Genomic DNA, 13,626 nt, shown 5'->3' on the forward strand with positions numbered 1-13,626 from the left:
TCACGCACCCGATATGTGCCTATCCTCCACCATGTGGCACCCGGGCCGGGCGAACCCGGCCCATCCGACGCCTAGTACAGAATCTATCCGCTTTCGGCACAGGTTCGCAGCGTCGGCCGCGGGCGCCACCTCTCGTCTATTGATCAGTTGCTTTTCACCAGGACCAGCATGTCCGCCTTGGGCGCCGGAATGACGATCCGGGTCTCCTCGGCGATCTGCGGCCGGGGTTCAGCCACCGACATCGTGGCGGTCGCGGGCTCCGGCGCGGCCTCGGCGGGCTCGGCCGCTGCGGTCCGCTCCGCCTCTGGGGCGTCGACGGTCTGGGCGGGCGCCTCGGCAGGCAGGCCGTCGGCACCGGCCATGATCGTGCTCACATCCCAGAGCACCCGCGACAGCGGCACATCCAGGGCCGCGCAGATGGCGGCGAGTAGTTCGCTGGAGGCCTCCTTGCGACCCCGCTCGACCTCCGACAGATATCCCAGGCTCACGCGCGCCGAGGTGGAGACCTCACGCAGGGTCCGGCTCTGGGCGAGACGAGCACGCCGCAGACTGTCCCCGATCGCCTCTCGCAGCAGCGTCATGTCGTTCTCCTTAGCTCCCAGTAACCGGGTCCGCGGGCGCCTACCAGCGCTGCGCACGCCGTCCTTTCTGGCACAACGTCGAGCAGGGACCGGTTGGTTCCCACAGTGGCAATCCAGATGCCGAAGCACCCAGCTAGCTGACCCTTTCGAGCGACCTGCAAGCAGTCGCTAACGGCCGCCTCCCACGATACGACGCAACTCCCGCACCGCGCTGTGCGTAGCGCCGATTCGGATCGCCCACCGGCCCCCGTCCAGTTTCAACCGCATGACCTCGGTATGCCCAGGCCCGGCCACACCCAGGAAGACTGTGCCGACGGCATGCCCACCCTGGGATTCAGGTCCGGCGACGCCGGTCAATCCGACACCCCAGTCCGCATCACAGCGCAGCCGCGCACCGACGGCCAACTCTTCGGCGGTGCTCGCTGCCACCGGCCCTTCGGTCGCGAGCACTTCGTCACTGACACCGGCGAGGCTGTGTTTAAGTTCCGTCGCATAGACGATCAGCCCGCCACGCAGCACCGCACTCGCACCCGGCACCCCTGCAATGGTCGCCGCGAGCAGCCCCGCGGTCAGCGATTCCGCGGTTGCCACGGTCTGCCCGGCGGCACCGAGCTCGCGCACCAATTCGACGACCGGCGCTCCGGCTGTCAGCGGATCGGTCATGCGCCGCGCGCCCGGCCCGAACCTCCCGCGAGCCACAGCCGCGCCGCCTGCCCCACATAGTCGAGGCCGGTAATGACCGTCAGCGCGACAGCCACATACATCAGCGCCATACCAGCGGTGGCGAATCCGCCATGCAGCGGCAACAGCAGAACCGCGATCGCGACGGACTGCACCAGCGTCTTCAACTTGCCGCCGCGTCCGGCCGGAATCACCCCGCGCCGCACCACCACCAGCCGCAGCAGCGTGATCCCGATCTCACGACCGCAGATGACCAGGGTGATCCACCAGGCCAGATCGCCCAGCATGGAAAGTCCGATCACCGCCGAACCGATCAGCGCCTTATCCGCGATCGGATCGGCGAGTTTGCCGAAATCGGTGACCAGACCATATTTGCGTGCCAATTGCCCATCGAAGCGATCGGTGATCGCGGCGATGCCGAACAAAGCGGCGGCAGCGATCCGCCAGCCAGTCTGGTGGCCGCCGCCCACGAACAGCGCGAGCACGAACAGCGGAACCAACGCGATGCGCAGCATGGTCAGCACATTCGCGATATTCATCAGCGGTACGACCGGATCCGCCTGGGCGTGCGCGAATCCGGCACGGGGCGCGGGTTCGACCCAGCGTCGATCTATCTCTTCGGGCTGCACGCTCACGCCTCCGCCTCGCTGGCGCTCGGCTCCGGCGCGTGCGTGCACGGCTGTGACATGGTTCGCTCGCTACGCTCCCGCGCGGCCCCCGCCCCACTGGCGCTCGGCTCCGGCGCGTGCGTGCACGGCTGTGACATGGTTCGCTCGCTACGCTCCCGCACGGCCCCCGCCCCACTGGCGCTCAGCTCCGGCGCGTGCGTGCACGGCTGCGACACGGTTCGCTCGCTACGCTCCCGCACGGCCCCCGCCCCACTTGCGCTCAGCTCCCGCGCGCAGGCCACAAAACCCACCGCCACGAGGCTCGGACGCATGCCGACGCGATGCGGTGAGCGGAGCGGGTGGATGTGCGGCACACGTTCAGAGTATCGGTAACCGGGCCGACTACTGTGCACCCCATGACCTCTCGGGGACCACTTGGTGGTTCGACTAGCGACGCGCATCCGGGCGCGGCACCTGCCGCGAACAAATCTGTCCCTGTCGTGCGACGCGCCCGAACCTCCGATGTGCCCCAGATCAAGGCCCTCGTCGATGAATACGCCGGTCGGATTCTGCTGGAGAAGAACCTGGTCACGCTCTACGAGGCGGTGCAGGAATTCTGGGTGGCCGAACTCGACGGCCGGGTGGTCGGCTGCGGTGCGCTGCATGTGCTGTGGGCCGACCTCGGCGAGGTGCGCACGGTCGCGGTGCATCCCGATGTCAAGGGGCACGGTGTCGGGCGGCTCATCGTGGAGCGGCTGGTCACAGTGGCCAGGGAACTCGAACTGGGACGGCTGTTCGTACTCACTTTCGAGGTGGACTTCTTCGGCAGGCACGGGTTCGTGGAAATCGACGGGACACCGGTGACCGCCGAGGTGTACGCGGAGATGTGCCGGACCTTCGATCCCGGCGTCGCCGAATTCCTCGACCTCAGCTATGTGAAACCGAACACCCTCGGCAATACTCGAATGCTGCTGAACCTCTGACCAGAACGGATCGATCGTGCCCATCTTCGCCGTGCATTACACCTATTCCGACGCCACCGTCGAGGCGCGCGACACCTTCCGCCCGGAACATCGGGCCTGGCTCAACGGTCTGATCGATGCGGGTTCGCTGCTGACCAGCGGTCCCTACCCGGACGGATCCGGCGCCCTGCTGCTGTTCCAGGTGGCGGACGAGGCGAGCATCGAGGATCTGCTGCCACAGGATCCGTTCGCCCGCGAAAACCTCATCGACGACGTGCGCGCGGTCGAGTGGCTGCCCGTGATGGGCACATTCGCTTCCTGACCGATCGGGCTGACCGCCGCGTGTCCCCGCTCAACCCTCGGCGGTCAGCAAACTTACGGCGACACGCCGCGCCAGGTGCGGGCGAATCCGAGCCCGCCGACGCAGACTCCCCCGTATGCGCATATCCGTCGCGATTTTCGCGTCGATGTCGGTCGCAGGCCTCGCACTCACTACCTGCTCGACGGCCACCGATTTCGACAAAACGGCAAACTTGGCTGCCGGGGATCGTCCCTTGCTACGACCAGGTGTGGTCGACGAGTCGATATACCGCGCCGCCGATGGCTACTACTTTCGAACAGCGGACGGCGGCATCGCCTGCGGCTTCCTCGATGAGCCGTTCGGACAGCCGAAACGACCGGTTGGTTGCCAGGGCACGACCCAACCCACCCCACCGACAATGCAAGCCTGCTGGGGCAGCGACCCGAGCGCGGCCGCCCTCGCGGTCGGCGAGAGCGCCGGATATCTCTGTGTGAACCGGGGCTTCTTCGTCGGAACCACATCCGGCGCGGATGCCGACGGGCCGGTGCTGCCGGTCGGGTCGAGCCTGAGCATGTACGGCTTCACCTGCCGGGCCCAGCCCGTAGGGGTGACCTGCCGCAATGACGCGACCGGCCGCGGCTTCGAGATCGCGCCCGAATACAACCGAGTGTTCTAATCGCCGATCCGGCTCTCGACCGACCGGGCCGCACCACGGGTTTTGATCAGGCTCGCCACGGTCGCGATGAGCAGAATCCCGATGATCACGCTCAGCGAGACGGGCGTGGAAATATCCGGTACCTCGACGTGCCGACCACCGTTGACGAAAGACAGGGTGTTCTCGTGCAATGCGTGCAGCACCAGTTTGACGCCGATGAACGCGAGAATCGCCGAAAGGCCATAGGACAGGTAGACCAGGCGATCCAGCAGGCCGCCGATGAGGAAGTACAGCTGCCGTAAACCCATGAGCGCGAAGGCGTTCGCGGTGAACACGATGTAGGGCTGCTCGGTCAGACCGTAGATGGCGGGGATGGAGTCCAGCGCGAACAGCAGATCCGCGAAGCCGATTGCCAATAGCGCCAACAGTAATGGGGTGACTGCGCGCCGACCGCCGATCCGGGTCAGCAGTTTGTCGCCGTCGTATTCATCGGTGGTCGGAAGCACTCGTTTGGCCAGCGCTACGATCCGGCTGTCGCGCTTCTCCTCCTGCTCTACCTCGTGTCCGCTCTCGCGCAATAGTTTCACGGCCGTATAAACCAGGAACAGACCGAACAGATAGAACACCCAACTGAACGCACTGATCGCGGCCGCGCCGACGGCAATGAACACCCCGCGCATGACCAGCGCCAGCACAATGCCGATCAGCAGGACCTTCTGCTGGTAGATCCGCGGCACCGCGAAGCTCGACATGATGATGACGAAGATGAACAGGTTGTCCACCGACAGGGCCTTCTCGGTGACGAAGCCCGCGTAGTACTCGCCCGCGAAGGTCGCGTCCCACTTCCAGGCGACGAAACCACCGAATACCAGGGCCAAGCCGATGTAGATCGTCGACCAGATGCCGGATTCCTTGAAACTCGGATCGTGTGGTGTGCGGACGTGGGCGAAGAAGTCGAAGACGAACAGACCCAGGATCATCGCGATCGTCAGGGTCCACTCGAGTGCGGTTACGTGCATGCGGGCTCCGGGGCGGCTGGGCGTCTCATGACAGCAATCATGCCCGATTTGTCCGATCTGTCGAGCTAGCGGGGGAGTTGCTAACCATAATTTCACATGCGGGTCCGCCGACCGTCGTGTCACCCTCACGAGCATGACCGACGACTACCTCATCCTGAACAAGGCGAAATGGGACGAGCGCGCGCCGGCGCATGCCGCATCGCGTGACTACGCTGTGTCACGGTTCGTCGCCGATCCGGAGTTCCTCAGGATGCTGTGGGCCATGGACGAAACCCGCACCGACCGACCGACTGTCGGCTATCCCTACTTCGAAATGCCCGAGCCCTCCGTGTTTTCGTCTGGAACGACTTATGTCGAGACCGATACGGAATTCACACAGATCGTGACGCACGAGTGGAACCACGGACTCGGCGACGTGGTGACCGCACTTCTCGATCACGGCATGACGATCACCGGACTGGTGGAGCACCGCAGCGTTCCCTGGGAGGCATTGCCCGGACAGATGACGCGCGAGGCGAATGGCGAGTGGCGACTCAGCGAGCATCCGAACGCCTTCCGCTGACTTACACGCTGCAGGCACGCCGACAACTCGCCGGTAGGGAATAAATGGGTTCCTCATCGCGGCTTCCGGTGTTAGCGTTATCCGCATCGCTGGCGACTGCTTGCAGGTCGCTCGAAAGAACCAGTAATCGATCGGTTATCGGAACCACGAAAGGCAAAGGCAATGACCAGCACCCAGGACCAGGGACTACGCTCCCTCGCCGGTGCCTGGCAATTGCGTTCCGGCACCCGACGGCCGATGTCGCAGCTGCGCCTGACCTGGCCGTTGATGTCGCAGCCGCGACAGGCGAGTATCCGGAGCCGCCCCTGAGGTCTCGATTCGAGAAGGCCTGAACAGGGGCCGCTCCAGGCGGAATACTCGCCACGGAGCGGTCCTTTTTCTTGTCCAGCGGATGTAGCTCAACTGGAAGAGCAACGACCTCCAAAGTCGTGGGCTGGGGTTCGAATCCCTCCATCCGTGCTCATAACTTCATAGTGAATGCACAGCAGTAGGTATTTCGTAATGCGAGATTTGAATAACCCTGCTGCATACCGGTTTCGAGCCCGTGTAGCTCAACGAGAGAGCCGACCCTTTCGAGCGACCCGCAAGCAGTCGCCAGCGGTGTCCTCCCACGGCGCAGGTCGGTGGTTCGATCCCACCCACGGGTACCAAAACCATTCCCTCGTAGCCCAATTGGCAGAGGCACCGGACTTAGAATCCGGTTGATGCGAGTTCGAATCTCGCCGAGGGAACCAGTCCGCGCGGTTTGCGTGGATCAGCGCTCGTAGCTCAACGGACGGAGCACCTTTTTACGAAGCAGGCGGATGAAGGTTCGAATCCTTCCGAGCGCGCCGATGGAGTGTGGTGTAAACGGCAGCATGATGGGCTCTGAACCCGTCGATTCAGGTTCGAATCCTGGCACTCCAGCTTAGTTCTCGGCGCTCGCGCTCAGAACGATGGAGTGTGGTGTAACGCAGCATGACGGACTTTGACTCCGCCGGTTCAGGTTCGAATCCTGGCACTCCAGCGCACACCGACCGAGGCTCATGCAGGTTCGCCCCGGGGCTCTCATAAGGCCCTGCCGCGTGGTTCGACTCCACGATGAGCTACCAAGTCACACTCGTATGGCCCCATTCTCGCGAAGCCGACCCGCGTTCGCGGGTGGTTTGCCGTACCCGTGCCTGATCGGTGTAAAGATACCCTTCGGACCAGATATAGCGGGTGCCACCCCAGCGCGCCGCGGCGGCCACATCCGGAAAGAATCCGCACCCTTCGGAATTCGCGCTCGTATTGCACAACACCGGTACGCCGCTGATGACCTCGTACGCCGAAAGGATCCGGGCGGTCGGGCTCTTTGCCGCGGCATCGATCGTCTGCACCCGCGCGGTACCGTCCAACTGCACGGCTCGAATGCGGTCGGCCCACTCCGGACGGATGCGGTGTTCGAAGGTCAGGTACGGATCGTTGCCGCCGGGCCCGAACACCTCCGCAGCCCGTTGCGCCAGGCACACTGCCGCCACTGACCGGTCGGCGGCTCGGCGCTTGATGCCGTTGAGCCGGTCCCGCATTGCCGAATCCGTTGCGGGAGCGAGAATGCTGCGGTTGCCGAGGGCGCGCGGTCCGAGCTCCGCGCGACCCGAAAGCACCACTACCGGCTCACCTTTCCGGTGCAGTAGGTCCGCCACTCCCCGCTCGTCACAGGGCTGTCTGCGCCAGTTGTCCGGCACCCCGCATACCCTGACTCGTGGACCGGAGTACACACCCCACCGCAGTGCCGTACTTCGCCCCTTCCGAAACATCTCGCAGCACGCGGCACCGATGGCCGCGCCCGAGTCGTCGGGAAACGGCGGAATCCAGACCTCCTCGAAAATCCCGCGCAGCTGCGAGTTCCACTTGATATCGAGGGCGCTTTCCCCGGCCACCACGAGCCTCGATGGCAATGAAGGATCCTGGCGCACAAGCGAACTCAACGACAACCGCTGCGTCTGCTCCTGGCATGTGGCGACCGAACGGACCCTTCGTGCCGCCGCCACGACATGGTAGAGCCGCGCGCGAGCTCCACCGTCGCCGACCAAGACGAGCGCATCCTCCCCGCGTGCCGCGAACGGACTCGTGCAATAGCCACCCATGATGTGCTGGTCCACGTGGTGATAGCTGACGTACTCTTCCGCGGCGGAACCGAATCCGTGACCGCGAAAGCGGTGCCGTGCCAGCGGTATGGTGCATCCGGGCCGATCCTGATACGGCGCGATCGCGAGTTCGACGGGACGGCCGCCGACCAATGTTGCAATGCGTGCGGTCTCGGTCGAATCCATCTCCGGCGCAGAACCATCCACCACGAATCGGTCGATATCGGTGGGCGCCAATCCCTCCGACCGCAATATATCGGCGACCTGGTCGAGATCGCCGAGCGTGCGGTGGCGCCTGCTGTTATCCAGCTTCTCCAGCTCGATGCCGAACACCAGCCGGTCGTCCTCGATAACCGCGACCCCACCATCGTGCGACACTCTGATTCCGCAGATCACCACGCGGCACCACTGTACCGACACCACAGCCACCCACCGGCGGTGAGAATATTTGCCGCCGAAGCGTTTTCACTCCTCTGGGTGGTCCGGGTCCGCGTCGTCGCCGCCGCCGCGGATCGTCCACAGCAGCCCGTCGAGTTCATCGGGCTTGATGAGCACATCGCGCGCCTTCGATCCCTCGCTGGGACCGACGACACCGCGGGTTTCCATCAGATCCATCAGGCGGCCGGCCTTGGCGAAGCCGACGCGCAGCTTGCGCTGGAGCATGGAGGTCGAGCCGAATTGTGAAGTGACGACCAGTTCCACGGCCTGCAGGAAGACATCCAGATCGTCGCCGATATCGGGGTCGACATCCTTCTTCTCACCCGCTTTGGCAGCGGTGACGCCCTCCTGGTATTCCGGTTCGGCCTGGTTCTTGGCGAAGTCGACGACCGCGTGGATCTCCTCATCGGAGATGAACGCACCCTGCAGTCGGGTCGGCTTGTTCGCGCCCATCGGCAGGAACAGTCCGTCACCCATACCGATCAGCTTCTCCGCGCCCGGCTGATCCAGAATGACCCGCGAATCGGTCAATGACGAAGTGGCGAAGGCCAATCGGGACGGAACATTGGTCTTGATCAGGCCGGTAACCACATCCACGGAGGGACGCTGCGTCGCGAGCACCAGGTGAATGCCCGCGGCGCGAGCCTTCTGGGTGATGCGCACGATCGCGTCCTCGACATCGCGCGGCGCGGTCATCATGAGATCGGCGAGCTCGTCGACAATGGCGAGAATGTACGGATACGGCCGGTAGACCCGTTCGCTGCCCAGTGGCGCGGTGATCGCACCCGACTTGACCTTCTTGTTGAAGTCGTCGATGTGGCGCACCTTATTGGCCTGCATGTCCTGGTAGCGCTGTTCCATCTCCTCCACCAGCCAAGCCAGCGCGGCCGCGGCCTTCTTCGGCTGGGTGATGATGGGGGTGATGAGGTGCGGAATGCCCTCGTATGGAGTGAGTTCCACCATCTTCGGGTCGATGAGGATCATCCGGACCTCGTCCGGAGTCGAACGCGCAAGCAGCGATACCAGCATCGAGTTCACGAAGCTCGACTTACCGGAACCGGTCGAACCCGCGACCAGCAGATGCGGCATTTTCGCCAGATTCGCCGAGACGAAATCGCCCTCGATATTCTTGCCGAGACCGATCACCAACGGGTGGTGGTCATTTCGAGTCGAGGGCGCCTTGAGCACATCGGCCAGGCGCACCAATTCGCGATCGGCGTTGGGCACCTCGATACCGACGGCGGACTTACCCGGAATCGGGGCAAGCAGCCGAACATTCTCGGTGGCGACGGCATAGGCGATATTGCGGGCCAGCGCGGTGATCTTCTCGACCTTCACACCCGGACCGAGTTCCACCTCATAGCGGGTGACCGTCGGGCCGCGCACGAATCCGGTAACCGCCGCGTCGATCTTGAACTGCACCAGCACCTCGGTGATCGCCTCGATCATCGATTCATTGGCGGCACTGCGCTTCTTGGGCGGTTCACCGTCGGTCAGCAGCGTCAGCGGCGGGAGGGTGTAATCACCCTCGATCTCGCGGTCGGTAATGAACTCCAGCTGCTTGGGCGGCGGTGGGGTCTGGTCCTCGACCTTGATCGGGGGGCGTTTCTTCGGCTTGGGCTTCTCCTCGGGTGCTGCCTCGGTCGCAATCGGTTTAGCATCGCGTAGGGGTGGTTCGCCGATGAGCTCGGTGACCGCATCGGAACCGCCGAATTCGTCGGGCGGGTAGTTCTCCTCGGGGGTGCGACCACGTCGCTTCGACTTGGTACTGCGATGCAGTGGGAATCCGTCGGCATCGTAATTGGTCGGATCGAAATCGGATTCGCCATCGTAGTCACCGTATTCGTCACCACCGCTGCCGGTGCCGAAGTATTCGCGCAACCGCTGCGGCACCTCGCGTACGGTGGTTCCGGTTACCAGCAGCACACCGAAAACGATGGCCAGCAACAGAATCGGCACCGAAAGCCAGCCGGTGAGCCCGTCGGTGAGCGGCCCGCCGACCACGAAACCGACGAAACCCGCTGCGCGCGAACGCCCGTGTGCATCTGTCGGCGACCCGGCCGCGACATGCCACAGACCCAGGGCCGGCAAGCCGATCAGCAATCCGCCGAGTACCAGCCGCGGCCGGATCTCCGGACGTGCCTCGGTCCGCATCAGGACAATCGCGATTCCGGTTGCCACGAACGGTAGTCCGGCCGAAGCCGATCCGGAGACCGCGCGAATCGCCTCCTCCACCCAATGCCCGATCGGACCACCCGCCGAGAGCCATACGGCGGCAGCGATCACCGCGCTGAGGGCGATGAGGGCCAGTGCGATGCCGTCGCGGCGATGGCCGTGTTCGATTTCGCCCGCCCGACTCACGGCCCTGGTGGTGGCGCCGAGACCGCGCGCGAGCATATTCCAGCCGCTGCTGATCCCACGACTGATCACCGCGAGCGGTGCGGTATTCGACTTGCGACGGACCGGGCGGCGCACCGGTGTGGTGCGGCCGCGCGGTGCGGGCGAGCGGCGCTGAGCGGTGGTGCGAGCCTGGCCCGAACGAGACGCCGCCGTGGTCCTCCCCCGGGCCGATCCCGCCCGCGCACGAGTGGTCGTGGAGCTGCGGGACTTACCTGCCATGGACCCAGGCTAGCCGCAAACGCCCCATCCAGACCATCAACCACACAGGTAACTGTCCCGCCTCCCCGAACCTTTTGCCGGTCGTGAGTACCTCGGCACTCTCGTACCGGACCGCATGTGAAGTGCTAGGCGGCTTTTGGACGTGCCCGACGAGTTACCCATGTCCGCACGAGATCAGTCGTCGCGAATCAGCCATCCTGTTTGGCGTGTCGACCGAGCAACCGCACCCACGAACAGGGTTACACTGACCGATCCAGCTCCAGGACAGCGCGCACATCGGCGGAATCACCTTCGGTTTCGATCCGGACCTCATCTCGACCGAAGGCGTGCAGCAGCAGTTCGGAGGGCTTGCCGGTCAGCGTCACCTGCGCCGTTCCGGACTTCGTATGCACCACGGCCCGCCTGCCCTCTGGGGTGGCCAGTTCGACGGTGACCTGTGCTTTGCGGTAGGCCATCCGCCCCATGCGCCGCAGCCCCGACCACAGCTTGTCCTCATCCGCGGCGGGCAGATCACGCGGCTCCCAGCCGGGTGCGCCGCGACGCACATCCTCGTGATGGACGAACATTTCGGTCAGATTGACGACGGCATCGAGCGGTTTGAGCGGAGACCACCACGGCGGGCCGGAGCGCACATCCGCCAGCAGTTCCGTAAAGGGTCGCCGCGCCGCCTTGGCCTGCACCGACTCCAGATATCCGGCGAACGGTTTCAGCATGATGCCGGGGGACGCGTCCGGGCGGCGTTCCCGAACTACCAAGTGCGCGGCCAGATCTCGCACCGTCCAGGCGCCGCACAGTGTGGGCGCGTCCGGCCCCGCCGCGGACATCGTGTCCACCAGTGCCCGACGTTCCCGTTGCGCCATGCTCATCTGCCGAACATATCGGATGCGATGTCGGCGCGGCAGTCCCCAATCCGATAGGTGCACCAGGGGGCCGGGAGGGCGGCGCGCCGACCTCGACCACTCCGCCGAATCCGACCGAGCCGACCGCCGAAGAGCTCAAATCCGCCGAGCTGGACTCGGCGGCATGCCAGCAGGAGTGCCGTGCCACGCGAAAACCGCCGGATAGCAACAGCTTCCGGCGGCTTCGGGTAGGTGTCAGACGCCGATGACCGTCGGCACGATCATCGGACGGCGGCGGTAGGTCTCGGCCACCCAGCGGCCGACCACCCGCCGCACACTCTGTGCGATGCGGTGGGTTTCGGTAACGCCCTCACCGGCCAGCCGCAGCAGTTCGATCTCGACGAGTTCGGCGGCATCAACTAGTGCGGTCGGATCGTCGGAGAATCCGCGCCCACTCACCTCGGGCGTGCTCACCGCTTTACCCGTGGTCGAGTCGACCGCGAGGGTGATCGAGATGAACCCACCCTCACCGAGAACCAGGCGATCCGAGAGCGTCGATTCACCGACATCGCCGACCGAAAGTCCGTCGACGTAGACGTGTCCGACCGGCACGCGCCCGACGATCGAGGCGATCCCGTCGACCAGGTCCACCACGACGCCGTCCTCGGCGAGCACCACCCGTTCCTCGGCCACACCGGTCGCCACGGCCAGCGCGGCATTGGCGCGCAGATGCCGCCATTCGCCGTGCACCGGCATGGCGTTGGTGGGCCGCACCGCGTTGTACAGGTAGAGCAATTCACCAGCGGACGCGTGCCCGGAAACGTGCACCTTCGCGTTCTGCTGGGTGATGACCGTGGCGCCGAGTCGCGACAGACCGTTGACCACCGCGAATACCGAATTCTCGTTGCCCGGGATCAGCGAGGAGGCCAGCACCACCAGATCGTCGGCGCGAATATTGATCTGGCGGTGTTCACCGCGCGCCATCCGCGACAGCGCCGAAAGTGGTTCGCCCTGCGAGCCGGTCGAGATGAGGACCAGCCGATCGCCCGGCAGGGTGGCAGCGACATCGAGATCGACGACCACACCGTCGGGCACTGTCAGATAGCCCAATTCCTGCGCGATCTCCATATTGCGCACCATCGAGCGACCGACGAAACACACTCGGCGCCCGTACTTCTGCGCGACATCGACAACCTGCTGAATGCGATGCACATGGCTGGCGAACGACGCGACGATCACCCGATGCCTGGCCTTGCCGATCACCGTATCCAGTACGCCGCCGATTTCACGTTCCGGCGTGACGAAACCCGGCACCTCGGCATTGGTGGAGTCCACCAGGAACAGATCGACGCCCTCGTCACCGAGGCGGGAGAATCCGGCCAGGTCGGTGAGGCGACCGTCCAGGGGCAGCTGATCGAGTTTGATGTCGCCGGTGTGCAGCACGACGCCGGCGGGCGTGCGGATGGCAACGGCAACGGCGTCGGGAATCGAGTGGTTGACCGCGAAGTACTCGCAGCCGAACGGGCCGTGCGTGGTGTGCTGGCCCTCGATCACCTCGACGAGCTTGGGACGCTGCCGGTGCTCGCGGCATTTCGCGGCCACCAGGGCGAGAGTGAATTTCGAACCGATGACCGGGATATCGGCGCGCAGGCGCAGCAGGAACGGCACCGCGCCGATGTGATCCTCGTGGCCGTGGGTGAGCACGATGGCTTCGACATCGTCCATCCGGTCCTCGATGGGCCGGAAATCGGGCAGGATCAGGTCGACGCCGGGCTGCTGATCCTCCGGGAACAGCACGCCGCAGTCGACGATGAGCAGTTTGCCGCCGTATTCGAAAACGGTCATATTGCGACCGATTTCGCCGATGCCACCGAGGGCGAAGACGCGCAGACCGTTCTTGGGCAGCTTCGGCGGGGTACCCAGGCGGTCGGCTGCTGCCCGCTCGACGGGGGCTGGCGCAGGTTGCTCACCGCGTCCGCGTCCGCGCGGCTGACGGCCGCGCGCGGGTCTGCGGGGCTGCTCCGCCGGGGCCTTCGGCGCGGCCTCTTTCGCGGCGCTCTGCTGCGGCGCGGTCCGTCTGGGCGCGGTGTCGGACTGCGATAGGTCGCCGACATCGGATTGCGCTGCCTGCTCGGACCGTTCGATGCTGGCGGGTGGACGCTGCGCGGGGGGTTCGGGTGCGCCCGCGGGACGGCTCGCGGTCCGGCGGGGGCGGCGGCCTGCGGCTTCAGTCATGACTGCACCTCACTACTG

The 13,626-nt window shown here is 65.2% G+C and carries 13 protein-coding genes and 6 tRNA genes; 11 read left to right on the top strand and 8 right to left on the bottom strand.

From position 1 onward, the window contains the following. Positions 1-143: 143 nt before the first annotated feature. The 3 genes from ACIBJI_RS22215 to pgsA all read right to left on the bottom strand — a co-directional run bounded on the left by ACIBJI_RS22215 (position 144) and on the right by pgsA (position 1,897). Positions 144-581 carry a helix-turn-helix transcriptional regulator gene (locus ACIBJI_RS22215; protein ID WP_364341460.1) on the bottom strand — a complete coding sequence of 146 codons (438 nt, stop codon included), beginning with the start codon at positions 579-581 and terminating at the stop codon, positions 144-146. Positions 582-749: 168 nt separating this feature from the next. After that, a complete protein-coding gene (locus tag ACIBJI_RS22220) occupies positions 750-1,244 on the bottom strand; it encodes a CinA family protein (RefSeq protein ID WP_364341462.1) in 495 nt (164 codons plus the stop codon). Then, the gene (gene pgsA / locus ACIBJI_RS22225; protein WP_364341465.1) at positions 1,241-1,897 is read right to left on the bottom strand and encodes a CDP-diacylglycerol--glycerol-3-phosphate 3-phosphatidyltransferase; all 657 of its coding nucleotides are present in this window, start codon (positions 1,895-1,897) and stop codon (positions 1,241-1,243) included. The genes ACIBJI_RS22220 and pgsA overlap by 4 nt, the downstream gene beginning before the upstream one ends. Before the next feature lie 389 nt (positions 1,898-2,286). On the opposite strand from pgsA, the gene ACIBJI_RS22230 reads away from it, so the two are divergent. From ACIBJI_RS22230 to ACIBJI_RS22240, 3 genes are all read left to right on the top strand, one after another. After that, positions 2,287-2,853: an amino-acid N-acetyltransferase gene (locus ACIBJI_RS22230; protein WP_364341467.1), complete on the top strand. Its 567-nt coding sequence runs from the start codon at positions 2,287-2,289 to the stop codon at positions 2,851-2,853. Between the two features lie 16 nt (positions 2,854-2,869). Further along, on the top strand, positions 2,870-3,154 hold the full coding sequence (locus tag ACIBJI_RS22235; protein ID WP_364341469.1) for a YciI family protein: 285 nt from the start codon (positions 2,870-2,872) through the stop codon (positions 3,152-3,154). Positions 3,155-3,269: 115 nt separating this feature from the next. Then, positions 3,270-3,809, top strand: coding sequence for a hypothetical protein (locus tag ACIBJI_RS22240; RefSeq protein ID WP_364341471.1), 540 nt, complete (start codon positions 3,270-3,272; stop codon positions 3,807-3,809). Here ACIBJI_RS22240 and ACIBJI_RS22245 read toward each other — a convergent pair. After that, positions 3,806-4,807 (bottom strand): TerC family protein, encoded by a 1,002-nt coding sequence (locus ACIBJI_RS22245; RefSeq protein ID WP_364341473.1) that lies wholly within the window; start codon positions 4,805-4,807, stop codon positions 3,806-3,808. The two genes, ACIBJI_RS22240 and ACIBJI_RS22245, sit on opposite strands and share 4 nt — an antisense overlap. Before the next feature lie 133 nt (positions 4,808-4,940). Between ACIBJI_RS22245 and ACIBJI_RS22250 the strand changes: the two genes are divergently transcribed. From ACIBJI_RS22250 to ACIBJI_RS22285, 8 genes are all read left to right on the top strand, one after another. Further along, complete coding sequence (locus ACIBJI_RS22250) at positions 4,941-5,369, top strand: hypothetical protein (protein WP_364341475.1); 429 nt, start codon at positions 4,941-4,943, stop codon at positions 5,367-5,369. Positions 5,370-5,531: 162 nt separating this feature from the next. Beyond that, positions 5,532-5,678, top strand: coding sequence for a hypothetical protein (locus ACIBJI_RS22255; protein ID WP_396956040.1), 147 nt, complete (start codon positions 5,532-5,534; stop codon positions 5,676-5,678). Positions 5,679-5,756: 78 nt separating this feature from the next. Next, positions 5,757-5,828 (top strand) — tRNA-Trp (locus tag ACIBJI_RS22260). Positions 5,829-5,909: 81 nt separating this feature from the next. Then, positions 5,910-6,019: transfer RNA gene (locus tag ACIBJI_RS22265), tRNA-Gly, on the top strand. A 7-nt stretch (positions 6,020-6,026) separates the two neighbouring features. Then, a tRNA-Leu gene (locus ACIBJI_RS22270) sits at positions 6,027-6,103 on the top strand. 23 nt (positions 6,104-6,126) lie between these two features. After that, a tRNA-Arg gene (locus tag ACIBJI_RS22275) sits at positions 6,127-6,199 on the top strand. Positions 6,200-6,203: 4 nt separating this feature from the next. Beyond that, positions 6,204-6,275 (top strand) — tRNA-Gln (locus ACIBJI_RS22280). Between the two features lie 30 nt (positions 6,276-6,305). Then, positions 6,306-6,375: transfer RNA gene (locus ACIBJI_RS22285), tRNA-Gln, on the top strand. A gap of 79 nt (positions 6,376-6,454) precedes the next feature. Here the strand turns inward: ACIBJI_RS22285 and ACIBJI_RS22290 are convergent. The 4 genes from ACIBJI_RS22290 to ACIBJI_RS22305 form a co-directional block, all read right to left on the bottom strand. Next, positions 6,455-7,906 carry a carbamoyltransferase N-terminal domain-containing protein gene (locus ACIBJI_RS22290; RefSeq protein WP_397085534.1) on the bottom strand — a complete coding sequence of 484 codons (1,452 nt, stop codon included), beginning with the start codon at positions 7,904-7,906 and terminating at the stop codon, positions 6,455-6,457. 36 nt (positions 7,907-7,942) lie between these two features. Then, a complete protein-coding gene (locus ACIBJI_RS22295; protein WP_396956042.1) occupies positions 7,943-10,534 on the bottom strand; it encodes a DNA translocase FtsK in 2,592 nt (863 codons plus the stop codon). A 239-nt stretch (positions 10,535-10,773) separates the two neighbouring features. After that, positions 10,774-11,400 carry a TIGR03085 family metal-binding protein gene (locus tag ACIBJI_RS22300; RefSeq protein ID WP_364341485.1) on the bottom strand — a complete coding sequence of 209 codons (627 nt, stop codon included), beginning with the start codon at positions 11,398-11,400 and terminating at the stop codon, positions 10,774-10,776. 228 nt (positions 11,401-11,628) lie between these two features. Beyond that, positions 11,629-13,608, bottom strand: a complete 1,980-nt coding sequence (locus tag ACIBJI_RS22305; RefSeq protein WP_364341487.1) for an RNase J family beta-CASP ribonuclease — start codon at positions 13,606-13,608, stop codon at positions 11,629-11,631. Positions 13,609-13,626: the final 18 nt, after the last annotated feature.

Source organism: Nocardia sp. NPDC050408 (assembly GCF_044458905.1).
GTDB lineage: Bacteria > Actinomycetota > Actinomycetes > Mycobacteriales > Mycobacteriaceae > Nocardia.